The sequence below is a fragment of the Nonomuraea lactucae genome, from assembly GCF_003313395.1.
Lineage (GTDB): Bacteria > Actinomycetota > Actinomycetes > Streptosporangiales > Streptosporangiaceae > Nonomuraea > Nonomuraea lactucae.
On record NZ_QNFZ01000140.1, the window covers coordinates 1 to 22,764 of the forward strand.

The 22,764-nt window shown below is 70.4% G+C and carries 25 protein-coding genes and 1 pseudogene; 16 read left to right on the forward strand and 10 right to left on the reverse strand.

Annotation, left to right across the window (positions count from 1 at the left end; all coding sequences use genetic code 11):
- The 5 genes from infB to truB form a co-directional block, all read left to right on the forward strand.
- Positions 1-1,936: translation initiation factor IF-2 (gene infB / locus DQW85_RS09440; RefSeq protein ID WP_113699983.1), on the forward strand; the 1,936-nt coding region annotated here is incomplete at its 5' end.
- A gap of 119 nt (positions 1,937-2,055) precedes the next feature.
- Positions 2,056-2,352, forward strand: a complete 297-nt coding sequence (locus tag DQW85_RS09445; protein ID WP_113699984.1) for a DUF503 domain-containing protein — start codon at positions 2,056-2,058, stop codon at positions 2,350-2,352.
- 40 nt (positions 2,353-2,392) lie between these two features.
- Positions 2,393-2,842, forward strand: a complete 450-nt coding sequence (rbfA, locus tag DQW85_RS09450) for a 30S ribosome-binding factor RbfA (protein ID WP_113699985.1) — start codon at positions 2,393-2,395, stop codon at positions 2,840-2,842.
- A complete protein-coding gene (locus tag DQW85_RS09455; protein ID WP_113699986.1) occupies positions 2,839-3,882 on the forward strand; it encodes a DHH family phosphoesterase in 1,044 nt (347 codons plus the stop codon). Before rbfA ends, DQW85_RS09455 begins: the two co-directional genes overlap by 4 nt.
- Positions 3,882-4,754 carry a tRNA pseudouridine(55) synthase TruB gene (gene truB / locus DQW85_RS09460; RefSeq protein WP_113699987.1) on the forward strand — a complete coding sequence of 291 codons (873 nt, stop codon included), beginning with the start codon at positions 3,882-3,884 and terminating at the stop codon, positions 4,752-4,754. Before DQW85_RS09455 ends, truB begins: the two co-directional genes overlap by 1 nt.
- Before the next feature lie 289 nt (positions 4,755-5,043).
- Here the strand turns inward: truB and DQW85_RS45750 are convergent, their stop codons facing one another.
- The 3 genes from DQW85_RS45750 to DQW85_RS09475 form a co-directional block, all read right to left on the reverse strand.
- Positions 5,044-5,397: a fibronectin type III domain-containing protein gene (locus DQW85_RS45750; RefSeq protein ID WP_205315005.1), complete on the reverse strand. Its 354-nt coding sequence runs from the start codon at positions 5,395-5,397 to the stop codon at positions 5,044-5,046.
- Positions 5,398-5,414: 17 nt separating this feature from the next.
- The gene (locus DQW85_RS45755) at positions 5,415-5,681 is read right to left on the reverse strand and encodes a hypothetical protein (RefSeq protein WP_205315006.1); all 267 of its coding nucleotides are present in this window, start codon (positions 5,679-5,681) and stop codon (positions 5,415-5,417) included.
- 250 nt (positions 5,682-5,931) lie between these two features.
- Positions 5,932-6,948 carry a TRM11 family SAM-dependent methyltransferase gene (locus DQW85_RS09475; RefSeq protein WP_113699988.1) on the reverse strand — a complete coding sequence of 339 codons (1,017 nt, stop codon included), beginning with the start codon at positions 6,946-6,948 and terminating at the stop codon, positions 5,932-5,934.
- Positions 6,949-7,043: 95 nt separating this feature from the next.
- Here DQW85_RS09475 and DQW85_RS09480 point away from each other — a divergent pair, with 95 nt between their 5' ends.
- A complete protein-coding gene (locus DQW85_RS09480) occupies positions 7,044-7,973 on the forward strand; it encodes a bifunctional riboflavin kinase/FAD synthetase (RefSeq protein ID WP_113699989.1) in 930 nt (309 codons plus the stop codon).
- A 9-nt stretch (positions 7,974-7,982) separates the two neighbouring features.
- Here DQW85_RS09480 and DQW85_RS09485 read toward each other — a convergent pair whose 3' ends face one another.
- Positions 7,983-8,579, reverse strand: a complete 597-nt coding sequence (locus DQW85_RS09485; RefSeq protein ID WP_113699990.1) for a TetR/AcrR family transcriptional regulator — start codon at positions 8,577-8,579, stop codon at positions 7,983-7,985.
- A gap of 85 nt (positions 8,580-8,664) precedes the next feature.
- Between DQW85_RS09485 and DQW85_RS09490 the strand changes: the two genes are divergently transcribed.
- The 6 genes from DQW85_RS09490 (at position 8,665) to DQW85_RS09515 (ending at position 14,906) form a co-directional block, all read left to right on the forward strand.
- The gene (locus tag DQW85_RS09490; protein WP_113699991.1) at positions 8,665-9,072 is read left to right on the forward strand and encodes a VOC family protein; all 408 of its coding nucleotides are present in this window, start codon (positions 8,665-8,667) and stop codon (positions 9,070-9,072) included.
- A gap of 198 nt (positions 9,073-9,270) precedes the next feature.
- Positions 9,271-9,540: a 30S ribosomal protein S15 gene (gene rpsO / locus DQW85_RS09495; protein ID WP_113699992.1), complete on the forward strand. Its 270-nt coding sequence runs from the start codon at positions 9,271-9,273 to the stop codon at positions 9,538-9,540.
- Between the two features lie 273 nt (positions 9,541-9,813).
- Complete coding sequence (locus DQW85_RS09500; RefSeq protein WP_113699993.1) at positions 9,814-12,135, forward strand: polyribonucleotide nucleotidyltransferase; 2,322 nt, start codon at positions 9,814-9,816, stop codon at positions 12,133-12,135.
- Positions 12,132-13,445 (forward strand): M16 family metallopeptidase, encoded by a 1,314-nt coding sequence (locus DQW85_RS09505; RefSeq protein ID WP_113699994.1) that lies wholly within the window; start codon positions 12,132-12,134, stop codon positions 13,443-13,445. The genes DQW85_RS09500 and DQW85_RS09505 overlap by 4 nt, the downstream gene beginning before the upstream one ends.
- Positions 13,446-13,523: 78 nt before the next feature.
- Positions 13,524-14,261 carry a 4-hydroxy-tetrahydrodipicolinate reductase gene (gene dapB / locus DQW85_RS09510; protein ID WP_113699995.1) on the forward strand — a complete coding sequence of 246 codons (738 nt, stop codon included), beginning with the start codon at positions 13,524-13,526 and terminating at the stop codon, positions 14,259-14,261.
- Between the two features lie 171 nt (positions 14,262-14,432).
- Entirely contained in the window at positions 14,433-14,906 is a 474-nt protein-coding gene (locus DQW85_RS09515) for a GNAT family N-acetyltransferase (RefSeq protein ID WP_113699996.1), read from the forward strand.
- 117 nt (positions 14,907-15,023) lie between these two features.
- Here DQW85_RS09515 and DQW85_RS09520 read toward each other — a convergent pair whose 3' ends face one another.
- From DQW85_RS09520 to DQW85_RS09530, 3 genes are read right to left on the reverse strand one after another with little or no spacing between them, the layout of a single operon-like run.
- Positions 15,024-15,899, reverse strand: a complete 876-nt coding sequence (locus tag DQW85_RS09520; protein WP_113699997.1) for a 1,4-dihydroxy-2-naphthoate polyprenyltransferase — start codon at positions 15,897-15,899, stop codon at positions 15,024-15,026.
- Between the two features lie 15 nt (positions 15,900-15,914).
- On the reverse strand, positions 15,915-16,523 hold the full coding sequence (locus tag DQW85_RS09525) for a GNAT family N-acetyltransferase (RefSeq protein WP_205315007.1): 609 nt from the start codon (positions 16,521-16,523) through the stop codon (positions 15,915-15,917).
- Positions 16,524-16,567: 44 nt separating this feature from the next.
- Positions 16,568-17,176: a CGNR zinc finger domain-containing protein gene (locus DQW85_RS09530; RefSeq protein ID WP_113699998.1), complete on the reverse strand. Its 609-nt coding sequence runs from the start codon at positions 17,174-17,176 to the stop codon at positions 16,568-16,570.
- A gap of 44 nt (positions 17,177-17,220) precedes the next feature.
- On the opposite strand from DQW85_RS09530, the gene DQW85_RS09535 reads away from it, so the two are divergent.
- From DQW85_RS09535 to DQW85_RS09550, 3 genes are all read left to right on the forward strand, one after another.
- Positions 17,221-17,532, forward strand: coding sequence for a hypothetical protein (locus DQW85_RS09535; protein WP_113699999.1), 312 nt, complete (start codon positions 17,221-17,223; stop codon positions 17,530-17,532).
- 872 nt (positions 17,533-18,404) lie between these two features.
- Positions 18,405-19,427: a hypothetical protein gene (locus DQW85_RS09545; RefSeq protein ID WP_113700000.1), complete on the forward strand. Its 1,023-nt coding sequence runs from the start codon at positions 18,405-18,407 to the stop codon at positions 19,425-19,427.
- Positions 19,428-19,442: 15 nt separating this feature from the next.
- Positions 19,443-19,841: an ASCH domain-containing protein gene (locus DQW85_RS09550; RefSeq protein WP_113700001.1), complete on the forward strand. Its 399-nt coding sequence runs from the start codon at positions 19,443-19,445 to the stop codon at positions 19,839-19,841.
- On the opposite strand, the gene DQW85_RS09555 is transcribed toward DQW85_RS09550, so the two are convergent.
- A complete protein-coding gene (locus tag DQW85_RS09555; RefSeq protein ID WP_113700002.1) occupies positions 19,831-20,310 on the reverse strand; it encodes a GntR family transcriptional regulator in 480 nt (159 codons plus the stop codon). The genes DQW85_RS09550 and DQW85_RS09555 overlap by 11 nt on opposite strands.
- Before the next feature lie 40 nt (positions 20,311-20,350).
- A complete protein-coding gene (locus DQW85_RS09560; RefSeq protein ID WP_240197053.1) occupies positions 20,351-20,839 on the reverse strand; it encodes a GntR family transcriptional regulator in 489 nt (162 codons plus the stop codon).
- A 618-nt stretch (positions 20,840-21,457) separates the two neighbouring features.
- Here DQW85_RS09560 and DQW85_RS48155 point away from each other — a divergent pair.
- A pseudogene (locus DQW85_RS48155) lies at positions 21,458-21,615 on the forward strand (IS701 family transposase); the annotation flags it as partial.
- A gap of 327 nt (positions 21,616-21,942) precedes the next feature.
- Here DQW85_RS48155 and DQW85_RS09570 read toward each other — a convergent pair.
- A complete protein-coding gene (locus DQW85_RS09570; RefSeq protein ID WP_113700005.1) occupies positions 21,943-22,623 on the reverse strand; it encodes a JAB domain-containing protein in 681 nt (226 codons plus the stop codon).
- Between the last annotated feature and the right edge of the window lie 141 nt (positions 22,624-22,764).

Below are 22,764 nucleotides of genomic sequence, written 5' to 3' on the forward strand. Positions count from 1 at the left end.
CGGCGGCGGCACCGCCGGCGCGTTCGGCCGTCCCGGCGGCCGTCCCGCGCGTGGCCGCAAGTCCAAGCGGCAGAGGCGCCAGGAGTTCGACAACATGTCGGCGCCGGCGATCGGCGGCGTGCAGGTCGCTCGCGGCAACGGGGCGACGATCCGCCTGCCGCGCGGCGCGTCGCTGTCCGACTTCGCCGACCGGATCGGCGCCAACCCCGCGTCGCTGGTGCAGATCATGCTGCACCTCGGCGAGATGGTGACGGCGACCCAGTCGGTCAACGAGGAGACGCTGCAGCTGCTCGGCGCCGAGCTCGACTACAACATCCAGGTCGTCAGCCCGGAGGAGGAGGACCGCGAGCTTCTCGAGGCCTTCGACATCGAGTTCGGCGAGGACGAGGGCGACGAGGCCGACCTGGCCGCCCGCCCGCCGGTCGTCACCGTCATGGGCCACGTCGACCACGGTAAGACCAAGTTGCTCGACGCCATCCGCAAGACCAACGTGGTGGCGCGCGAGGCGGGTGGCATCACCCAGCACATCGGCGCCTACCAGGTCGCCGCGGAGCACGAGGGCGAAGAGCGCAAGATCACCTTCATCGACACCCCGGGTCACGAGGCGTTCACCGCCATGCGTGCCCGAGGCGCGAAGTCCACGGACATCGCGGTGCTGGTGGTCGCGGCCGACGACGGCGTCAAGCCGCAGACGATCGAGGCGCTCAACCACGCCCAGGCGGCCGACGTGCCGATCGTGGTCGCGGTCAACAAGGTCGACAAGGAGGGCGCCGACCCCAACAAGGTCAGGGCCCAGCTCACCGAGTACGGCCTGGTGGCCGAGGAATACGGTGGCTCGACGCTGTTCGTCGACATCTCGGCGAAGAACGGCACGGGCATCGAGAACCTCCTCGAGGCCATCCTGCTGACCGCGGACGCCGAGCTCGACCTGCGGGCCAACCCGACGATGGACGCCCAGGGCATCGCGATCGAGGCCCACCTCGACAAGGGTCGCGGCCCCGTCGCGACCGTCCTGGTCCAGCGCGGCACGCTCCGCGTCGGTGACTCCATCGTCTGCGGCGAGGCCTTCGGCCGCGTCCGGGCGCTGCTCGACGACAACGGCGAGGCGGTCGAGGAGGCCACCCCGTCCCGTCCGGTCCTGGTGATGGGCCTGACGGCCGTGCCGAGCGCCGGTGACAACTTCATCGTCGTCACCGACGACCGCATGGCCAGGCAGATCGCCCAGCAGCGCGCGGCGCGCAAGCGCAGCGCCGACATGGCGAAGTCGAGCCGCCGCCGCAGCCTCGAGGACATCTGGAAGGACCTCGAGAAGGGCAGCGTCGACGAGCTCAAGCTCATCATCAAGGGTGACGTGTCCGGTTCGGTGGAGGCTCTGGAAGACGCCCTGCTCAAGATCGACGTCGGCGACGAGGTCAGCCTGCGCGTGCTGCACCGCGCCGTCGGTGCGATCACCGAGTACGACGTCAACCTGGCCGTCGCCGACGACAACGCGGTCATCATCGGCTTCAACGTCCGCCCCGAGCCCCGGGCGCGCGACCTGGCCGAGCGCGAGGGCGTCGACATCCGCTACTACTCGGTCATCTACCAGGCGATCGAGGAGATCGAGGCGGCGCTCAAGGGCATGCTCAAGCCCGAGTTCGAAGAGGTCCAGATGGGCACGGCGGAGGTCCGCGAGATCTTCAAGGTGCCGAAGATCGGCAACATCGCCGGTTCGCTGGTCCGCTCCGGCCTGATCGTCCGCAACAGCAAGGCCAGGATCATCCGCGACGGCGTCGTCGTGGCGGACAACCTGACCGTCTCGTCGCTGCGTCGCTTCAAGGATGACGCGACCGAGGTCCGCGAGGGCTTCGAGTGCGGCATCGGGGTCGGCTACAACGACCTCAGGATCGACGACGTCATCGAGACGTTCGAGATGCGGGAGAAGCCGCGCGCATAGCGCCCGGCCGGGCGCCCGGCGGAACATCCGCCGGGCGCCTCTCGCACGCCCATGCCTGCTCCCCACCGCAGCGGGCCGGCGTGCGCTCGACTCACCAGCACAAGCGGTGGCTGCCAACGATGTATGTGGGTGCTCTAACCCTGGACATCCTGCTCGGCGACGTTCATTCGCTGAAGCAGAAGCGCTCCGTCGTCCGGCCCCTGGTCGCCGAGCTGCACCGGCGCTTTCCCGGTGTGGCCGTGGCCGAGACCGGCCATCTCGACCTGCATCGCAGGGCCGAGGTCGGCATCGCGGTGGTCTCCGCCTCGCCGGGCAACTGCAAGGAGGTGATGGACGCCTGCGAACGGATGGTGGCGTTCCGCCCCGAGATCGAGCTGCTGTCGGCCAGGCAGCGGCTCTTCAACGACGAAGACTGAACGACTGCACGACGGCCGTCGTGCGTGAGGGGGAGCGAACATGGTGGACGCAGCACGAGCGCGCAAGCTCGCCGACCGCATCCAGCAGATCGTCGCCGAGATGCTGGAGCGGCGGATCAAGGACCCGCGCCTGGGCTTCGTCACCGTGACGGACACGCGCATCACCGCCGACCTGCGCGAGGCCACGGTCTTCTACACGGTGTTCGGCTCCGAGGCGGAGCGGGCCGACAGCGCGGCTGCCCTGGAGAGCGCCAAGGGCATCATCCGGTCGGAGGTGGGCCGCCAGACCGGCGTGCGCTTCACCCCGACGCTGACGTTCAAGCACGACCCGCTGCCCGACAGCGCCCGCCAGCTCGACGACCTCATCAGCGCGGCCAGGGCCAAGGACGCCGAGGTGGCCCGCCAGGCCGCGGGCGCCGCCTACGCCGGCGACGCCGACCCCTACCGGAAACCGGACGAGGACGAGCAGGCGGGACACGAGGCGCCGTGACGCCCGACGTGCGCGACCGAGTCGACCGCCCGGCCCGCGGGCGGGTGGGCACCGCGGAGCCGCCCGAGTGCCGCGTGGCCGAGTCCGCGTGGGCGCGGGCGCTGGAGCTGATCTCCCGGGCAGACAAGGTCGCGCTGGCCTGCCACGTGTCGCCCGACGCCGACGCGCTCGGGTCCATGCTGGCGACCGGCTTCGTGCTGCGGTCCATGGGCAAGCGGGTCGTGGCCTCCTTCGGCGACCGACGGTTCGACGTTCCCCGGCTGCTGCGCTTCCTGCCGGGCCAGGACATGCTGACCCCACCCGAGTCGTTCCCGGCGGCCCCCGAGCTGATGATCACATTTGACTCGGCGTCGGCCGACCGGCTCGGCCTGCTCCGCCCCAACGCGGCCGCGGCCCGCGAGGTCATCGTGGTCGACCACCACCCCTCCAGCTCCGGCTTCGGCACGGTCGGCCTGGTCGACCCCGACGCCGCGGCGACGGCCATGCTCGTCGAGCAGCTCATCCTCCGGCTCGGCGGCGCTCTGGACCGTGACATCGCCACGTGCCTCTACGCCGGGCTGGTGACCGACACCGGGTCGTTCAGGCACTCCTCCACCACGCCCGCGGCCCACCGCATGGCCGCGCGGCTGGTCGCCACCGGGCTGCGCACCGACGAGATCGCGCGGGAGCTGTGGGATCGCTCGCCGTTCGGCTACCTCAAGGTGCTCGCCGCCGCGCTCGACCGGGTGGTGCTCGGCGACGGGCTGGTGTGGACGTACGTCACGCGGGTGGACCGGGCCGCGTACGGCCTGCCGTACGCGGAGCTCGAAGGCATCATCGACATCGTGCGGCGCACCGACGAGGCCGAGGTCGCGGCGGTGCTGAAGGAGGACGACGAGGGCGCCTGGCAGGTTTCCACCCGGTCCAAGGGCACGGTCGACGTGGGCGCGGTCTGCGCGGCGCTGGGCGGCGGCGGCCACCACAACGCGGCCGGGTTCACCTCGCACGAGAGTGTCGAGAAGACCATGGCAAGGTTCCGTGAGCTGCTGAGGAAGGTCTGATGGCCGAGAGCGGCCTGGTCATCGTCGACAAGCCGGCCGATTGGACGTCGCACGACGTGGTGGCGCGGATGCGCCGCATCGCGGGCACCCGCAGGGTGGGGCACGCGGGCACGCTCGACCCGATGGCGACCGGCGTGCTGGTGATCGGCGTGGAGAAGGCCACCCGGCTGCTCGGCCACCTGGCCCTGACGGAGAAGGTCTACGCGGCCACCATGCGGCTCGGCGTCTCCACGAACACCGACGACGCCGAGGGCGAGGTCACCGCCACGGCGTCGGCGGCGGGACTGACCCCGGCGGAGATCCACAAGGGCGTGGCGGCCCTCACCGGCGAGATCATGCAGGTGCCGCCGCAGGTCAGCGCGATCAAGGTGGACGGCCGGCGGGCGTACAAGCTGGCCCGCGCCGGCGAGGACGTGGAGCTGGCGGCCCGCCCGATCACCGTGCGGTCATTCGAGGTGCTCGACGTCAGGGCGCAGGGCGACGCCGTCGACGTGGACGCGGTGATCACCTGTTCGAGCGGCACCTACATCCGGGCGCTCGCCCGCGACCTGGGCGCCGGGCTGGGCGCGGGCGGCCACCTGACGCGGCTGCGCCGCACCCGGGTCGGGCCGTACGACCTGTCCATGGCCCGCACCCTGGACGAGCTGGCGGCGGAGTGCGCCATCCTGCCCATCGGCGAGGCCGTGGCCGCGGCGTTTCCCAGGCGTGACGTGACGGCCGAGGAGGCCAGGACGGTCAGGCACGGCGGCCGGCTCCCCGCGGCCGGGCTCGGCGGTGGCCCGATCGGGGTGTTCGGCCCCGACGGGGAGCTGCTCGCCCTCGTGGAGGAGCGGGGCCGGGCGGCCAGGCCGCTGGCGGTGTTCGCCTCGTAGCTCATCGATCGCCCGAAGCCGCCTGGAGCCCGAAGCCCGACTGGAGCCCGAAGCCCGATTAGAGGTCGCCTCCGGTCGTCCGGTGGACGAGGTTGGACGGCGGACCGTGCCTGAACGCGCGCACGCGGTACGTGGCGCGCCGCTCCTCCGGCAGGGTGATGAGGCCGAAGGTCAGATCCGTGGGCGTGGCGGCCTCGTCGGCGACGGGGTGGGTCGCGCGCGGGCAGCGGGAGGGTCCGGGGGGTCGTCCAGCCGGTGTTCTCCTGGTCGCCGCGCCCGCCCGGCACCGTCACGTCCACCGGGCGCGAGGCCGGCCCTTGGTACGGCGCACCCGGTAGGTGAACCTCGTCCGAGGGATCAGGTCGGGGTGGGTGAAGGTGGTCTGGCCGGACGGCAGGAAGGCCAGGATCGTGTACGGCCCGCTGGGGTCGGTCGCGAACTCGACCACGTGCCCGGCGGCGCCCGGCTCGCCGCCCCGCCAGCGCAGCGTGATGTCGGTCGGCGAGTCCAGCGTCGCGGACAGCCGCGGTGACGCCCGCCCTTCAGGGGCTGCGGACGGCGCGGCGGGCCTGTGCTGAGGGGCCGAGCACGCGCCCGCGAGCAGCCCCATCACCAGTGCGCCGACCGCCGGCACTGCTCTCATCACACACCCCTGTCCGGCTACCTGCGCCAGAACCGGATGCCGCTCCAGACCACCGTGGCCGGCCCCTTGCCGCTGCTCGTGCGGTAGGCGCCGAACTTGTCGTAGAAGCTGCCGCTCTGGCTGGAGACGGTGTGCCGGAGCGAGCCGTTGATGTAGGTGCGGTGGGTCCTGCCCACCACGTGCACGGTGTTGACCCGGACGGTGGTGCCGACCGTGGCGCCGGTGGAAATTGTGTTGCCGCCGTGGACCGCGTACAGGCGCCCGCCGCGTTCGACGGCGATCATGAAGTACGGGCCGGTCGTCTTGAACGTCTGCTTCAGGCTGATGCGGGTGCCCGGCAGGCTGGTGATGCGGAAGTGGCCCTCGAACTGGCGGGTGCCGCTGGAGTAGGTGGCGTAGCGGCGCTCGGCGCGCTGGTCGCCGCTGGCGGTAGAGCAGGTCAGCCGGAACGTCAGGTCGCCGACGTCGCCGCAGCCGCGCTCCTTGACGGTGAACGTCGGCGAGTGGTGTCAATGTGCAGAAGGCATCGGATGTCTACGCCCTGCGGGCCACCATGATGTCGCGCACGATCGCCTGGTCCACCCAGTGCTCGAAACCGGGGTGCTCGACCACGTCCAGCCCCGCGGCGGCGAGGATCCCGGCCAGCTCGTCGCGGGTGCCGCCGTAGGTGTTCCACGAGATGCCGAGCGCGCCCCCCGGCCGCAGCAGCTCGGCCCAGCCGGGCACGGCCTCCCGGAGCAGCTCCAGCGGGCTGCGCGACAGGCCACGGCCGCCCTTGCTGCCGTGCTGCACGCCGTAGGGCGCGTCGGTCGCGATCACGTCGAACGAGCGCGGCTTGAAGAACTCCCTGCTGCGCAGCGTGTCGGCGTTGACCACGCACAGCCGCTGCACGTCGCCCGCCTTGAACGCCTCCTTCGACAGCCCGAACGACACCTCCAGCCGCCGCCCCACCAGCGCCCGCTCGCGCCGCACCGGCACGGTCTCGGCCGTGTGCTTGAGCCGCTTGTTGCGCAGCCAGGTCCGCAGGAACCCGGAGTAGGCCTCGAAGTCCTTGCCGTCCACGTCGACGCCGAACGCGTCGTATCCGTACATGAGGGCCTGGTTGAGGGTGGTGCCGCGCCCGCACATCGGGTCGAACACGGCCAGCCTGGCGTCCAGCGGGAAGCCGGAGGCCAGCACCGTGACGTTGAGCAGCAGCTTGGTGAAGTGCTCGTTGGTCTTGCCCGCGTACTTCTGGATCGTGATCAGATCGCTGCTCAGCCGGTCGAGCGGCCGCATGGTCAACGGCCGGAGCAGCTCGCCCTCCACCCCGAACAGCGCGTAGGCCGACGACAGGTTGGACAGCAGCGCCACGTCCGCGCCGGACAGCGGCTCGGAGGTCTCGAACCCCACGTACGGCAGGCCGCCGATGACCTGCTCGCCGGTGCCCGACACCTCGGCCTTCAGCGCCCGCTCGCCGAAGAAGGCCAGCTCGGACAGGGTCAGCCGGACGGAGCTCTCCCCGTAGACCCGGTTGAAGGCGGGCAGGATCAACAGCGCGTAGCGAGGCATGGTGTGACCGATGCTATCCCCCCTCGATTGGAGGTCACGCCGGGCCGCATGGCAGGCTTGAGTGGATTGATCCGCCACGAGCGAATGGGGCCGGCGTGCAGGGTTCGGAGAGGTCCGCGGTCGCGATCGGCGTGTTCGACGGCGTGCACCTCGGCCACCGGCGGGTGGTGGAGCGGACCGTCGCCGCCGCCCGCGAGCGGGGAGCGCGCAGTGTGGCCGTCACGTTCGAGCCGCCCCCGGCGGAGGTCGTGCGGCCCGGCTCGCACCCGGCGCGCCTGACCACGGCGCGGCGCCGGTCCGAGCTGCTGTCCGGGCTCGGCGTCGACGAGGTGTGCGTGCTCGACTTCACGCTGGAGCTCTCGCGGATGAGCCCCGGCGACTTCGCCCAGGCCGTCCTCGCCGACCGCCTCCGCGCGGCCACCGTCGTGGTGGGGGCGGACTTCACGTTCGGCCACCGCGCGGCCGGCGACGTCGAGACGCTGCGCGCGCTCGGCGACAAGTACGACTTCACGGTCGAGGCCGTGCCGCTGCTCGGCGGCCCTTCGGGCGGGACCGTCTCCAGCGGCGAGATCCGGGAACGGCTGGTGGCGGGCGACGTCGAGGGCGCCGCCGCCGACCTCGGCCGCCCGCACCGGGTCGAGGGCGTGGTCGTCCGCGGCTACCAGCGCGGCCGTCAGCTCGGCTTCCCCACCGCCAACGTGGAGACCCAGCCGCACACCGCCATCCCCGCCGACGGCGTGTACGCGGGCTGGCTCGAGTGCGTGCCCGTGGCCAACCTTCCCGTCGTCTACGAGGGCGAGCGGTGGCCGGCGGCCATCTCGGTCGGCACCAACCCGACGTTCGAGGGCGTCCCGCGCACGGTCGAGGCGTACGCGCTCGACCGCGACGACCTGGAGCTGTACGGCGTGCACGTCGCGGTCGACTTCGCGGCCAGGTTGCGCGGCAACACCAGGTTCGACTCGATCGAGGCCCTCGTGGACCAGATCCACGCCGACGTCGCCGAGGCCCGCCGGCTGACAGCCTGACCCGCTCCGTCACCCCCCGTCCGGCCGGCGCAGGGAGCCCAACAGGCGTGACAGCGCCGCCAGCGTGTCGGCGAGGTCGTCCGGCCGGCCCGACTGGGCGAGCCACAGCACGGCCTCGTTCATCGCGCCCGACAGCAGGCGGGCCAGCGGCGCGACCGGCTGGGCGGGGATCGTGCCGTCCCCGGCCAGCGTGGTCAGCGCCTCGGCCAGGTGCCTGGCGGAGGTCGCCTCGTCGATCGCCCGCCACTCGTTCCAGCCCAGCACGGCGGGCCCGTCGATCAGCATGATCCGCTGCACCTCGGGATCCGCGCCCGCCGTCACGAACGCGGCGCACCCCGCCTCCAGCTGCGCCCAGGAGTCGCCTCCCGCGGCCTCGGCCGCCGCGGCCACCCTGGCCCCCACCTCCTCCTGGACCTGCGCCAGCACCGCGCGGAAGAGATCGGCCTTGCCCTCGAAGTGGTGGTAGAGCGCGCCCTTGGTCACCCCTGACTCGCGCACGATCTCGGCCAGGCCCACCGCCGCGTAGCCCTTGGCCGCGAACAGCCTCCTGCTCTGGGCGATCAGTGTCCGCCTGGTGCGCTCCCGCTGCTCAGCCCTGGTCGTCATCCACGCGCCCTCACGTTGACATACCGATGGTACGTCAATACCGTACCCTGACATACCGTCGGTATGCGAAATGAAGGGGGGACCCATGGAGCTCAGCGGCTTCTACCCGGTGATCTGCACGGAGCGGCTCGCGGAGTCACGTGACTTCTACGTCCGGCTGTTCGGGTTCGAGGTGACGTTCGAGGCCGACTGGTACGTCAGCCTGCGCCGCGGGGCGTACGAGCTGGCCCTCCTCGACCACGGCCACCCGACGCTGCCCGAGGCGTACCGGATGCCCGTCAGGGGCCTGCTGCTGAACTTCGAGGTCGCGGACGTCGACGCCGAGTGGCGGCGGCTCGTGCTCGGCGAGGGGCTCGCGCCCGAGCTGGAGCTGCGCAGCGAGGACTTCGGGCAGCGGCACTTCATCGTGGCCGACCCCAGCGGCGTGCTGGTCGACGTCATCACGCCCACCGCGCCCTCGGAGGAGTACGCCGCGCGGTACGCGTCCCCGTAGCGGGATGTGGGAGGATGGGCGTGGGCGGGATCACGCGGCGTACGCGGGCAGGCCACTCATGGTGGTACTGTTGCATGTCGGCTCGGTGACGGCGCCGCCGCGCGCTGCCCTGGAGGCCTTCGCTGCGGCGACTGTAGGCACGCACGGTCGCTCGCTTCCTTGTTCACAGGCGCGTGCCCGTAGATCAAAAGGAGAGCCGTGTCCCTCGACACCGCTGCCAAGAAGACCATCATCGCCGAATACGCGACGGCCGAGGGCGACACCGGATCGCCCGAGGTGCAGATCGCGCTGCTCAGCAAGCGCATCAGCGAGCTCACCGAGCACCTGAAGACGCACAAGCACGACCACCACAGCCGTCGTGGCCTGCTTCTGCTCGTCGGGCGCCGGCGCCGCCTGCTGAAGTACCTGCAGAAGGTCGACATCGAGCGCTACCGTTCGCTCATCGAGCGGCTCGGCCTGCGCCGATAGCATGAAAGGGAGCGGCGCGCGCGCCGCTCCCTTCGCTTATGGCCCGGCGCGTCGCCGCATCAACCGGCGGGCGCCTGGCATACAACTGAAGATCCGAGACACTTACAGCCCCCGCGTCCGTTCAGCACCATGCGACCCGCGACGCCTGCGGGCCGGTCCTCGGTAGTGGCTTCCGGTAGCAAGACCGGGCGCTTCGATCGAAGACCGGCGCTGCACCTAACGAGGGTGCCGGTGAGAAAGAGGGCGCGGGAGACCGACCAAAGGAGGTCCCCCGTGGAGGGTGTCCACACCGCCGAAGCGGTCATCGACAACGGTGCGTTCGGCACGCGCACGATCAGGTTCGAGACCGGTCGTCTCGCCCGGCAGGCGGCCGGCTCCGCCGTCGCCTACCTCGACAGCGACACGATGGTCCTGTCCGCGACCACCGCGTCCAAGCAGCCCAAGGAGAACTTCGACTTCTTCCCGCTCACGGTCGACGTCGAGGAGCGCATGTACTCCGCGGGCCGCATCCCCGGCTCGTTCTTCCGGCGCGAGGGCCGTCCCTCCGAGGACGCCGTCCTCACCTGCCGGCTGATCGACCGGCCGCTGCGCCCGTCGTTCGTCAAGGGCCTGCGCAACGAGATCCAGGTCGTCGCCACCGTGATGGCGCTCAACCCGGACCACCTCTACGACGTCGTCGCCATCAACGCCGCGTCGCTGTCCACCCAGCTGGCGGGGCTGCCGTTCTCCGGCCCGATCGGCGGCGTCCGCGTGGCGCTGATCGACGGCCAGTGGATCGCCTTCCCGACCCACTCCGAGCTGGAGCGGGCCACGTTCGACATGGTCGTGGCCGGGCGGGTGCTCCCCGACGGCGACGTCGCCATCATGATGGTCGAGGCCGAGTCCACCAAGGACACGCTCAAGCTGGTCGCCGAGGGCGCCGTCGCGCCCACCGAGGAGACCGTGGCGCAGGGTCTGGAGGCCGCCAAGCCGTTCATCAAGGTGCTGTGCGAGGCGCAGTCGCGCATCGCGCAGGTCGCGGCCAAGGAGACCGCCGAGTACGCCGTCTTCCTCGACTACCAGGACGACGTCTACGCGGCCGTCGAGGCCGCGGTGAAGAACGAGCTGGCCGCCGCGCTGACCATCGCCGGCAAGCAGGAGCGCGAGACCGAGCTGGAGAAGGTCAAGGCGCTGGCCGCGGAGAAGCTGCTGCCCGAGTTCGAGGGGCGCGAGAAGGAGATCGGCGCGGCCTTCCGCTCCGTGATGAAGAAGCTCATGCGCGAGCGGGTCATCAACGAGGGCGTCCGCATCGACGGCCGCGGCACCAAGGACATCCGCGAGCTGTCCGCCGAGGTCCACGTGGTGCCGCGGGTGCACGGCTCGGCCCTGTTCGAGCGCGGCGAGACCCAGATCATGGGCATCACCACGCTCAACATGCTCCGCATGGAGCAGGTCATCGACACGCTCAACCCCGAGCGGACCAAGCGCTACATGCACAACTACAACTTCCCGCCCTACTCCACCGGCGAGACGGGCCGCGTGGGCTCGCCCAAGCGCCGCGAGATCGGCCACGGCGCACTGGCCGAGCGGGCGCTGATCCCGGTCCTGCCGTCGCGCGAGGAGTTCCCGTACGCGATCCGCCAGGTCTCCGAGGCGCTCGGCTCCAACGGCTCCACCTCGATGGGCTCGGTCTGCGCCTCCACCATGGCGCTGCTCGACGCCGGTGTGCCGCTCAAGGAGATGGTCGCCGGCATCGCCATGGGCCTCATCGGCGAGGGCGACACCTACGTGACGCTGACCGACATCCTCGGCGCCGAGGACGCCATGGGCGACATGGACTTCAAGGTCGCCGGCACCAAGGACGTCATCACCGCGCTCCAGCTCGACACCAAGCTCGACGGCATTCCCGCCTCGGTGCTGGCCGGCGCGCTGAAGCAGGCCAAGGGCGCCCGCCTGGCGATCCTCGACGTGATGCAGGAGGCGATCGACTCCCCGGCGGAGATGAACCCGACCGCGCCGCGCATCATCACGATCAAGGTGCCGGTCGACAAGATCGGCGAGGTCATCGGCCCGAAGGGCAAGATGATCAACCAGATCCAGGACGACTCGGGCGCCGAGATCACCATCGAGGACGACGGCACGATCTACATCGGCGCCACCGACGGCCCGTCGGCCGAGGCCGCGCGGTCGGCGATCAACGCCATCGCCAACCCGCACATGCCCGAGGTCGGCGAGCGCTACCTGGGCACGGTCGTCAAGATCGCGGCGTTCGGCGCGTTCATCTCGCTCATGCCCGGCAAGGACGGCCTGCTCCACGTCTCGCAGATCCGCAAGCTGCACGGCGGCAAGCGCATCGAGAACGTCGAGGACGTCATGAGCGTCGGCGAGAAGATCCAGGTCGAGATCGCCGAGATCGACCAGCGCGGCAAGCTCTCCCTCGTGCCCGTCGAGGTCATCGAGAAGGAGGCCGCCGAGAAGGAGGCCAGGGGCGAGGCCGGCGCCGAGGCCCCCGAGGCCGACACGGCCGCCGAGGACAAGCCGCGCGAGGAGCGGCCCCGCCGCACCCGCACCCGCGTGCGCGCGCCGCGCAACGAGGGGGACGACCGCAACTCGTGACGAAGACAACTACGCTGCACCCCGGCCGGGACGGGGCCGGGGTCGTCCAGCGCACCGTCCTCCCCGGTGGGCTGCGCGTGGTGACCGAGACCATGCCGACCGTGCGCAGCGTCGCGGTCGGCATGTGGGTCGGCATCGGCTCGCGTGACGAGGCCCCCGAGCACATGGGGGCCACCCACTTCCTCGAACACCTGCTGTTCAAGGGCACGCCCACGCGTGACGCCATGGAGATCTCGGCGTCCATCGAGGGCATCGGCGGGGAGATCAACGCCTTCACCGCCAAGGAATACACCTGCTACTACGCGCGGGTGCTCGACGAGGACCTCAAGGTCGCGGTCGACGTGCTCGCCGACGTGGTGACCAGCTCGCTGATCACCGACGACGACGTCGTGTCGGAGCGGGGCGTGATCCTGGAGGAGATCGCCATGCACGACGACGACCCGTCGGACGTCGTGCACGAGCAGTTCGCCGCCGCCCTCTACGGCGACTCGCCGATCGGGCGGCCCATCCTCGGCACGGTCGAGTCGATCAACGCGCTCGGGCGCGCGCGGATCACCGAGTACTACCGCCGCTACTACCAGCCGCGCCGCACGGTCGTCTCCGTCGCGGGCAACATCCGCCACGAGGTCGTCGTCGAGCTGGTCTCGCGCGCGTACGAGCGGGCGGGCGCGCTCGCCGGACCCGCCGAGTGCGAGCCGCCGCGCACGAGCGGCCCGGGCGCCGAGACCCGCTCCGGCGTCAGGGTGCTCGACCGGCCCACCGAGCAGGCCAACCTGGTGCTCGGCACCACCGGCATGGCCCGCACCGACGACCGCCGGTTCGCGCTCGGCGTGCTCAACGCCGCGCTCGGCGGCGGCATGTCGTCCCGGCTCTTCCAGGAGATCCGCGAGAAGCGCGGCCTGGCCTACTCCGCCTACAGCTACACCTCCGCCTACGCCGACACCGGGCAGTTCGGCATCTACGTCGGCTGCCTGCCGTCGAAGATAGACGACGTGCTCAAGATCTGCCGTGACGAGGTGGCCAGGGTGGTGAGCGACGGCCTGTCCGCCGACGAGATCGTGCGCGGCAAGGGCCAGATGCGCGGCGGGCTCGTCCTCGGCCTGGAGGACACCGGCTCGCGCATGTCCCGGATCGGCAAGAACGAGCTGGTCTACGACGAGCTGATGTCCGTCGACGAGGTGCTCGGGCGCATCGAGGCCGTCACCCCGGACGAGGTCGGCGAGGTCGCCGCCGACGTCTTCAACCGGCCGCTCACGCTCGCCGTGATCGGCCCGTACGGCGACAAGGACTTCTCCAGCGCCATCTCCTGAGGCCCTCGACGGGTGTGCGCTCGCGCCGGGCGGGTCCTCGTGTGGGCCCGCGCGGCGTCGCCGTATAGGGTTGACCGTGTGATCAAGGTAGGTGTGCTCGGCGCCCGGGGTCGTGTGGGCGTCGAGGTGTGCAAGGCGGTCGAGGCGGCTCCCGACATGGAGCTGGTGGCCGCGCTCGACAAGGACGAAAGCATCGAGGGCCTCGAAGGGGCGGAGGTGGTCGTCGACTTCACCCACCCCGACGTGGTGATGGGCAATCTCCAGTGGGCCATCGAGCACGGCATCCATCCGGTGGTCGGCACCACCGGGTTCGACGCCGCCAGGCTCGACGCCGTGCGCGGATGGCTGGCCGCCTCACCCGGCACCAGCGCTCTGATCGCGCCCAACTTCGGCATCGCGGCCGTGCTCATGATGCACTTCGCGCAGCAGGCGGCGAGATACTTCGAGTCCGTCGAGATCGTCGAGCTGCACCACCCGAACAAGGCCGACGCCCCCTCCGGCACCGCTCGCCGCACCGCGGAGCTGGTGGCCGAGGCGCGCGCCAAGGCCGGGCTGGGCTCCATGCCCGACGCCACCAGCACCGAGCTCGACGGCGCGCGCGGCGCCGACGTGGACGGGGTGCGCGTGCACGCCGTACGGCTGGCCGGGCTGATCGCCCACCAGGAGGTGCTGCTCGGCGGCGACGGCGAGACCCTCACGATCAGGCACGACACGATGAGCCGCACCGCGTTCACGCCCGGTGTGCTGCTGGGCGTCCGGCGGGTGCGCGAGCTGCCCGGCCTGACCGTCGGCCTGGAGCACCTGCTCGACCTCTGAAGCCCCTGGCCGGCCGGACACCTTGACCGGCTGGAGACGCATCGTGCCCACCACCTCCCGAAAGGTGGTGGGCACGGAGTGCGGAGGGGGGCTCGGCCCCGCACGGCCGAGCACACGATCTTCACATTAATCCAGAGGCGCCGGTTGCCACGAACATGAGAACGTGTCGCCATGGTGCGATGGGCGGCGGCCGGCGAACTGCCGGGTCTGGTGGAGATCGAGCTGGCGGCCGACGGGCTGTTCGAGCAGGTGGGCATCCGGTTCCCGCCGGGCACGACGCAGATCGAGGAGGCGGACGATCCCGCCTCGGTGCTGGTCGAGGGGGTGCCGCCCGCCGGGTTCGCGCTGATCGGCCGGGTCGACGCCAACCTCCACCTCGACCAGCTGGCCGTACGTCCGTCCCGCATGCGGCAGGGCATCGGCGGGCGGCTGATCACGGCGGTGCGCGAGCACGCGCTGGCGATCGGCGCGCCCGCGGTGACGCTGACCACGTTCAGGGACGTGCCGTGGAACGCGCCCTGGTACGCCCGCCACGGCTTCACGGTGATGCCCGAGACGGAGTGGGGGCCGCAACTGCGGGCGCTGGTCGAGCACGAGCGCGAGCTGGGCATCGAGGTGGCGCCGCGCGTGGTCATGCGCGCCTGACAGCGGTCGTGCGCGCATGACGGCGGTCGTACGCGCATGACGGCGTTGGTGCGCGCGTGACGGCGGTCTGCGCGCCTGACGGTGGGTGGGGGCCGCTGACGGCAGCTCGGACGCTCCTTACAGGCTGATCGCCAGGCCGATCGTGAAGAGCAGCCCGTACGCCAGCTGCAACTTGCCCGTCTGCTGCAGCACGCCGACCAGCGCGGGCCCCACGGCGCCGTGCAGAACCGTCTTGACGGGAAGCAACGCCAGCGGCGCCGAGAACACCGCGAGCGCGACCAGCGGCACGAACGGGACCATGAGCAGGGTGATCACGAACGGCGCGATCAGGCACGCCGCGTACAGCCGCCGGGTGCGCTCCGCGCCCAGCACCACCGCCAGCGTCCGCTTGCCGGCCTGGCCGTCGGTGCCCACGTCACGCAGGTTGTTGACCACGAGCATCGAGCACGACAGCAGCCCCACCGGGATCGAGGCCACCAGGGCCGCCCACGACAGGTGCTCGGTCTGCACGTACGCGGTGCCGACCACCGGCACTACCCCGAAGAAGACGAACACCGACGCCTCGCCCAGCGCGCGGTAACCGTACGGGCTCCGGCCGCCGGTGTAGAACCATGCGGCGGCGATCGCCGCGGCGCCCACGAGCAGGATCCACCAGGCGCGGGTCGCCACCACGAGCGTCAGCCCGAGCACGGCCGCGGCGGCGAAGCAGCCGAGCGCCGCCGCCAGCACCTGCCGCGGCGGGGCGACCTTCGAGCCCACCAGGCGCATGGGACCCACCCGCCGGTCGTCGGTGCCGCGGACGCCGTCGCTGTAGTCGTTGGCGTAGTTGACGCCGATCTGCAGGAGCAGCGCGACGAGCAGGGCGACGATCGCCCGCCACCACACGAACCCGCCCTGGCCGATGGCCACGCCGGTGCCGACCATGACCGGAACGACGGCGTTGGGCAGGGTTCGCGGGCGTGCGCCGGCGATCCACTGGCCGGGGGTTGCCATGTCGAAGTAGTCCCTCTAGCTGATGTCGGTGGTGAGCCTGACCATGCGGATCGGGCGGCCCATGTCGAGCACGCGCTCGGCCATGTCCTCGCCCCAGCCCGCCGACTCCAGGAAGCCCAGCATCGCGTAGTTGTCGGCGAACGCCCAGGTGACGATCTGCCGGTAGCCGTCCTGGCGCAGGTGGTCGACGGTCGCGTTGAGCAGGCGGCTGCCGTGGCCACGCCGTACGAAGTCGGGGTCGACCAGCAGCGTCAGCATCTCGGCCACCACGGTCGGATCGAGATCGGGGTCCTCGGCGGGGGCGTGCGAGGCGAGGCCGACCACGCGCTCCCCGCCACGCGGGGTGGCGGGGACGCCGCTGCCGCCCACGCCGAGCGCCGGAAAGCCCTCAGTGTCGAGGATGGTCTCCACCGCGACCAGCACCCGGTGCCTGGAGGTGGGCGGGGCGACGATCGCCTCGTCCCACTGCCGCAGCCACATCTTCTCGGCCGCCGGACCGGTCATCTGCTCCAGTGGGCCCTCGGGCAGGAAGTCCCGGTAGCCGTAGCGCCAGGCGCGGATCTGAACATTCGCAACCTGGAGCACATCCTCGCGCCGGGCCGCCCGGACGCCTACGTCTGCCATCTCGGCCCGCTCCTTCGCCTGCTGTTCATGCCACAAGGCACGAGTTACACCGTATCGGTGTTTGAGCCTTGGAGACGACGCGAACCCTGCTTCCTCGCCCGGTAAGCGCGTGTCTTGGTGCGGTTACCGCAGACCCGCATGGAACACCACGATCGTGATCGATTCTTGGACGCGTCGATGAAGGCCCACTGGCAGGTGATCTCCGCGCAGACCTTCAGCCGGTCCCACGACCTGCCGGTCACGGCGGCGGCGATCACGGCCAGGCCACCCCGGACGCCGCCCTCGACGGCAACGAGCTCCGGCGTGCCGCCTCGGGCGGCGTCGGGTGGTGGCGTGCCGCTTCGGGCGGCGCTGGGCTGTGCGGTTCGGCTGCGGAGGGTGCCGGGCCGTGGCGTTCCGTTCCTTCCGCTCATCGCGACCCTCAGCGGCAGGACGGGCAGATCCGCCGCCTCGCCTCTGAGGGCGGCGCGCAGCCCCTCGCGCAGCGCGAGCGCGGTGACGAGGTCGTCGTCGGTCGCCCGGTCGGGCGGGCCGATGAGGCGGTGCTCGCGCAGCCACACCGCCAGCTCCGCCGGGGAGGCGAGCTCATCGGTGTCGGCCTCCAGGTCGAGCGTGTTGAGGAAGTCGCGCACGATCTCCGGGGGCGCCAGCATGTCACCACTGTATGGCAGTAGGGGGTTGCAGCATGATGGGCCCTATGATCGTTCGCACCTGGCGGGGCTGGACCCGGCCGGACGACGCCGCGGCCTACGAGTCGTACCTGATGGGCACCGGGTTCGCCGGCTACACCTCGACGCCGGGGAACCGGGGGGCGTACTTCACGCGGCGAGACGCCGGCGACAGGACCGAGTTCTTCCTGATCACCATGTGGGACTCGTGGGACGCGGTCAGGGCGTTCGCGGGCGACGACCCCGGGGCCGCGGTGTTCTACCCGGAGGACGACAGGTTCCTGATCGACCGCGAACGGACCGTCGACCACTACGAGGTCTTCGCCAGCACCTCGCGTTAGGCGGTTCGCCGTGTCAGGGCGGTTCGCGGCGGCGATGTCAGGCGGTCCAGTGCCTCGCCCAGCCGCCGCACACCCTCCGCCAGCTCCGGCACGTGCTCGGCCGCGATGCGCAGGCGTCAGCCCCGACGGAGCCGCCCGGCCCGAGGGAGACGCGCGGCCCGAGGGAGGCGCGCGGCTTCGACCCACGGCTCGTCGCGGCTGGCCGGACCGTGATCGCTGGGACCGTCGCGCTTGGGCAGCCTGTACGGCCGGCGCCATCGCCATCATCGCCATCACCGCCTTCACCCTCACGCGCGGCCATGCCGGCGCGGCGACGGCCTGAGCCGACCTCCTGCTGGTGGGTGCCCTGCTGTGGGCCGCCGTCGGCTACAACGGAAGGAGGCAGGCTCTCCCGCGACACCCCAGGCTGGCAGGTGATCTCCTATGCCCTGGTCGTCTCCCTATCGCCAGAGCCGGCCAGACCCAGCTCACCCAGCCGCTGCGCACCCTGGTCTGGGCGTGGTTCCTGCGCGAGGAGCGGTTCGGCCCAGCTACGGTGGCGGGCACTGGCCGTACTCGTATGCGTGGCCATCACCACAAGCCCTGAACCGGCACCCGGGACCACAATCGCAGGCCGGACACGACGACCGCATCGCACCGCAGCCCTTGGATCCCCACAGCCTTGGATCCCCACAGCCCTTTGGGGACTGGAGCCCTTGGCGAGCCACAGCTCGGCCACGTCGCGACGCCCCTCGAACGTCTGCGGCGTGAAAGGCGTGACGCCAGCCACGCACGCTGACAGCTGACAGCTGACCGGCGCACTATGAAGTGCGGATGTACAGGATGTGGACGTAAAGGCTGCACGGTGCAGGATGGAGGGTGGGAGGTGTTACATGACGGACCTCACCATTCCGGAGGGCGGCTTCTGGCCCGCCCCTGAAATCCCGCAGCCGAACATCTACCCGATGGAGTGGCGGGTCGAGACCGCCAAGCTGGCGGCCATCTACGAGAAGTCCAAGCGCACGGTCTGGAACCCCGCCGACCTCGCCTGGGACGGGCTCGACCCCGCCGACTTCACCCGCGAGCAGCGGCTCGGCATCATGTACTGGTTCGCCGTGCTGGCGAACTTCGACGCCTCAGGCCCGGCCGTGTTCGCCCGCGCGACGATCCAGGCGTTCGAGAAGCACGAGGAGGATCCGGTCAGGAAGTGCTTCTTCTCCATCACCCGCGACGAGATGAACCACGAGGAGTGCTGCCAGCGTACGATCGCCAAGCTCTGGCCGGGCGGCCCGCTCGACTGGACCCCGTCCGACGACCTGGAGAAGGCGGCGCACAACAACATCGGCTGGCTCTACCACAACGGCGGCCGCTACTGGAACGGCTACACCGCCGCGGTCGGCAAGTATTCCCTGCCGGTGCTGTTCACCAGTTTCATGATGGGCGAGATGGCGGCTTCCACCCTCTTCAGGGGGATGGCGTCGGGGACGCGGCATCCGGTGTTCGGTGAGATGTTCCAGCGCATCGGCAGGGACGAGTCCCGACATCTCCAGATTTGCATGACGATCCTGGAGAACGAGTGGCCCGGCCTCACCGACGACACCCGCACGCTCATCACCCGCCAGCTCCGGGCTGGGTTCGTGTTCCTGTCGATGATCCTCTGGGAGCCGCCGGAGGGCTTCTGGGAGCTCCCGCCGTACTTCCTCGCCAACCACCGCGTCCTGATGGACCATGCCCGCGAGGCCGGTCTGGGCGTGCTGTCGTACGAGGAGCAGGCCGAGAACTGGCGGGTGGCCATGGCCCGCGTCCGCGCCATCGTCGAACGCTGGGGCATCGCCTTCCCCGCCATCCCCGAACTGGACCTCGAAGGCGTGCCGGTCGACTTCATCGACCCTGAGGAGATCATCCCGGTCTTCTGATCTACGATCACCGCCATGTGGGGACGTATCGAAGGGCTGCGCGTCATCGAGCTCGGCACCCCGGGTGAGATGCGCCGGCAGCTGACCGACCTGACCCTGGCAGGCGTCAAAACCGCCACGGCCGGCCTCCTGGCGCTCGACTACCACGCCGAGGGCGAGCCGCTGGAGCACGTCGGCGAACGCCTCGCCCTGGTCGCGGACTCGGGCGCCAAGGTGGCCGAACTCGAGGTCGTCGACGTCCAGCTAGTCCCGTTCGCCGAGGTCACCTGGGACTTCGCCCAGGCGGAGGGCGAGGGCTTCCGCTCCATCGACCACTGGCGCGACGCCCACCGCTGTTACTGGACAGCCGAGGGCCACCCGGTCGACGACTCGTCCACAGTGGTCTGCCTCCGTTACCGCCTGGTCAGCGAGTAGGCCAGCGCTCTTCCGGTGCGACATAACTTCCGCGTCGTGGGACAGTGTAGATCCAACCCTGATCGCGAAGCAGCGCCATGGCCCGCCGTACCGTCTCGCGGGCGACCTCGTAGCGCTGCGTGAGCGCCGTCTCTCCCGGGATCGGCCGCCTCGGACGTAACTCGCCTGCCCTGATCTGTTCGCTGATCTCGCCCGCTATGTGCTGATAGTGCGGGACCTTCCGAGGGGAGCGGGGTGCCGCGTCAGGAAAGCCGACGAAGGTGCCTTCGCCCCGGACGGTGTGGACGAGCCCCTGGTCGCGCAGAATCCGAATCGCCTTACGCGCTGTGGTGCGGGCGACGCCGAACTCCTTCTGCAGCTCAGCTTCGCTGGGCACCGGTGAACCGGGAGGCAGCCCGCTGACGATCCGGGACCGGATGATCTCGCTGATCTGCATGTAGAGATGGGTGTCGCCCTGGGGGTCGAGCATGCGTCCCAGGGTATTCGCGAGCCATGCGCATCGTGAGCGATCAGGAACTCTCTGTGGATGGCCACTTGTCCGGCCCGGCCACGTAGGTGCCCCGATAGGGAACGGTGAACACCCACCCCTGCTCCCTCAGGTGGGCGACCGCCTGACGCGCCGTGACCTTGGCGACGCCGTACTCCCGCATCATGACCTTCTCGCCGGGGATGGCCCTGTTCGGCGGTATCTCACCTCGCCGGATGCGCTCGGCGATCTCTTCGGCGATCTGCTGATAGATCGGGATCTTCCGTGGCGCTCGGGGTCCGCCGGGCTCGCCGACGAACGTCCCTTCGCCCTGGACGGTGTACGCCATGCCCTGCTCGCGCAGTTCTCTGGCCACCCGCCTGGCGGTGGTGCGGGCGATGTCGTAATCCCTTTCGAGCTTCGCCTCGCTCGGCACCGGGTCGCCCGCTTTGAGGTCGCCGCGTTCGATCTGCTCGCGGATCAGGTCCGCGACCTGCTTGTAGAGGGGGACGGGGCCGTCGCGATCAAGCACGCAGGGATTATAGACCAAACCGTACATCGAAGCACAAAGCAGACGTTCACCTGAACCTATGGATACGGACTAGACCTAGAGATATGTATGAGCTATGGTTCGGTGGTGCTTTTTGACACAGACGACTGCCTCGGGCTCCATGTGGCGTCGCCGGTGGACACGCCGATGTTGATCGAATGGTTGCCTGAGCTGGCTCGCACCGATCGCGTACGCGTTCGCGAATACACGTGCGTCTGTCATCCCGTCTTCTATGAGCTGTGCCAGGCGGGCGGTCTGTGTCTCGTAGCGAGGACCACTAGGCGAGGCGGATGTGCGTTGAGGGAGGAATCTCCATGGATGATCACTACAGAGGCGGATCACACCTGGCGGCTGCTGTTGGCGGGATGGGCGCGATGATCCAGCAGAGCGCTGTGGTGAGTTCACCGCATGTTGGTCACCTGGCGTCGATGGGGTCAATCCCCTAGAAAGCGTGGAGACGGTTCTATGCCACAGAGGTCCTCAGCTGGGCCGATGAGGCGTGTCTCTTCTCGATCATGTGACGCTCGAACGAGACGGGCGGCAGGCCTTCGTTGGCACTGTGCTGCAGGAGGGTGTCGGCGATGGAGAGTCCTTGCAAGCCACATCCCGCTGACGCCACCCGGGATCCGCCGACTGCTGGCCGCGCTCGTGCTGACCCGGCACCGCTCGATTGCGACATCCTGCACTGGTCAGACTGGCGCCGCCGTCACCAAGAATCAGCCCGCCGCTGCCACTACAAGCGCAGGTCTCAACCATGATCGCGATGTGTCGCTGGGTTACTAACCACCGCAGGCACTCGCCCAGAAGGCTCCCCTCGCAGGTCCCTGTAGTCGCTCCCCAGGGACCTGCGAGGGTTCCCGATCCTTCGGATCGCCTGCCATGCGCCCTCAGGGCAGCGCAGGCGAGGCGGTAACCGAAGGGCGTGGCCCCGCGCTCTCCGGGAGGCGCGGGACCACGCCCGGGCAGGAGTCGGCCCGCAACCTCCACCACGGCCGACCCGCGAAAACAGGATGGCATGGCGTTTCGAGCTGCCGCTGGCGTTCAGCGCTTTCTGGGGGATCATGAGGTTTGCTCCCGAGCGAGGGTTAAAGGTGGAGTGATCCGGAGTTGGCGCAGGGGACACGTCGCCAGGCCGTGTCGGTGATGATCAGGTGGTCGAGGAAGCGCAGGCCTACTGTCTGTGCCGCTTCGGCCACGCGCGCGGTGGCGGTGAGATCGTCGTCGCTCGGGTCGAGCGAGCCGCTGGGATGGTTGTGGGCGACGCCGAACGCCGCGCCCCCGGAGGTGAGGACCGCTGTGATGATCTCTCTGACCGGCACCGTCGTGTGATCGGCCCCGCCCTCCGTGAGGACCGTACGTCTCAACACCGCGCCCCGTGGATCGCAGACGACCACCACCAGCCGCTCGCGGGAGTGGCCGCGGAGCAGGGGAGCGGCGACGGCAGCCAGGTCGGAACTGCTGGTCACCCGGGGACGCTCCGGCTCGGACTGCGCACGCCGTACCAGATGGAACGCCGCCGCCACCCGGGCCGCCTTGGCGGGCCCCACTCCCCGAACCGCGAGCAGCCGGTGCGGCTCGGAACGCGCCAGGCCGTCGAGGTCGCCACAGTGCTCGATCACCTGGGCGGCCAGGTCCATCGCGCTCGCCCCGCGAAACCCCGAGCCGAGGAGGACGGCCAGCAACTCCCGGTCGGCGAGCGCTGCCGGCCCGCTCGTCATGAGCCGCTCCCGTGGCCGCTCCCGCCTGGGCAGGTCTTTGACTCGCACCCCAAGGTTGTATCAACGAGCACCGACAACCTCTGACTGATCGTGATTGCTCTGTCGCGCCCAGTCACGCGATGGGAGTGGTGCGCTCGCCTTCCTGCCAGGTGGAGTGTGCCGGCTTGTGCGTCACTCGGGTAGGCGAAG

What these genes read in the sequence shown, in the direction of transcription:
- DQW85_RS09445 (WP_113699984.1), top strand. Translation starts at nt 2,056, where the DNA reads ATGTATGTGGGTGCTCTAACCCTGGACATCCTGCTCGGCGACGTTCAT.
- rbfA (WP_113699985.1), top strand. Translation starts at nt 2,393, where the DNA reads ATGGTGGACGCAGCACGAGCGCGCAAGCTCGCCGACCGCATCCAGCAG.
- truB (WP_113699987.1), top strand. Translation starts at nt 3,882, where the DNA reads ATGGCCGAGAGCGGCCTGGTCATCGTCGACAAGCCGGCCGATTGGACG.
- DQW85_RS45750 (WP_205315005.1), bottom strand. Translation starts at nt 5,397, where the DNA reads ATGAGAGCAGTGCCGGCGGTCGGCGCACTGGTGATGGGGCTGCTCGCG.
- DQW85_RS45755 (WP_205315006.1), bottom strand. Translation starts at nt 5,681, where the DNA reads ATGATCGCCGTCGAACGCGGCGGGCGCCTGTACGCGGTCCACGGCGGC.
- DQW85_RS09475 (WP_113699988.1), bottom strand. Translation starts at nt 6,948, where the DNA reads ATGCCTCGCTACGCGCTGTTGATCCTGCCCGCCTTCAACCGGGTCTAC.
- DQW85_RS09485 (WP_113699990.1), bottom strand. Translation starts at nt 8,579, where the DNA reads ATGACGACCAGGGCTGAGCAGCGGGAGCGCACCAGGCGGACACTGATC.
- DQW85_RS09490 (WP_113699991.1), top strand. Translation starts at nt 8,665, where the DNA reads ATGGAGCTCAGCGGCTTCTACCCGGTGATCTGCACGGAGCGGCTCGCG.
- DQW85_RS09515 (WP_113699996.1), top strand. Translation starts at nt 14,433, where the DNA reads ATGGTGCGATGGGCGGCGGCCGGCGAACTGCCGGGTCTGGTGGAGATC.
- DQW85_RS09520 (WP_113699997.1), bottom strand. Translation starts at nt 15,899, where the DNA reads ATGGCAACCCCCGGCCAGTGGATCGCCGGCGCACGCCCGCGAACCCTG.
- DQW85_RS09525 (WP_205315007.1), bottom strand. Translation starts at nt 16,523, where the DNA reads ATGGCAGACGTAGGCGTCCGGGCGGCCCGGCGCGAGGATGTGCTCCAG.
- DQW85_RS09530 (WP_113699998.1), bottom strand. Translation starts at nt 17,176, where the DNA reads ATGCTGGCGCCCCCGGAGATCGTGCGCGACTTCCTCAACACGCTCGAC.
- DQW85_RS09535 (WP_113699999.1), top strand. Translation starts at nt 17,221, where the DNA reads ATGATCGTTCGCACCTGGCGGGGCTGGACCCGGCCGGACGACGCCGCG.
- DQW85_RS09545 (WP_113700000.1), top strand. Translation starts at nt 18,405, where the DNA reads ATGACGGACCTCACCATTCCGGAGGGCGGCTTCTGGCCCGCCCCTGAA.
- DQW85_RS09550 (WP_113700001.1), top strand. Translation starts at nt 19,443, where the DNA reads ATGTGGGGACGTATCGAAGGGCTGCGCGTCATCGAGCTCGGCACCCCG.
- DQW85_RS09555 (WP_113700002.1), bottom strand. Translation starts at nt 20,310, where the DNA reads ATGCTCGACCCCCAGGGCGACACCCATCTCTACATGCAGATCAGCGAG.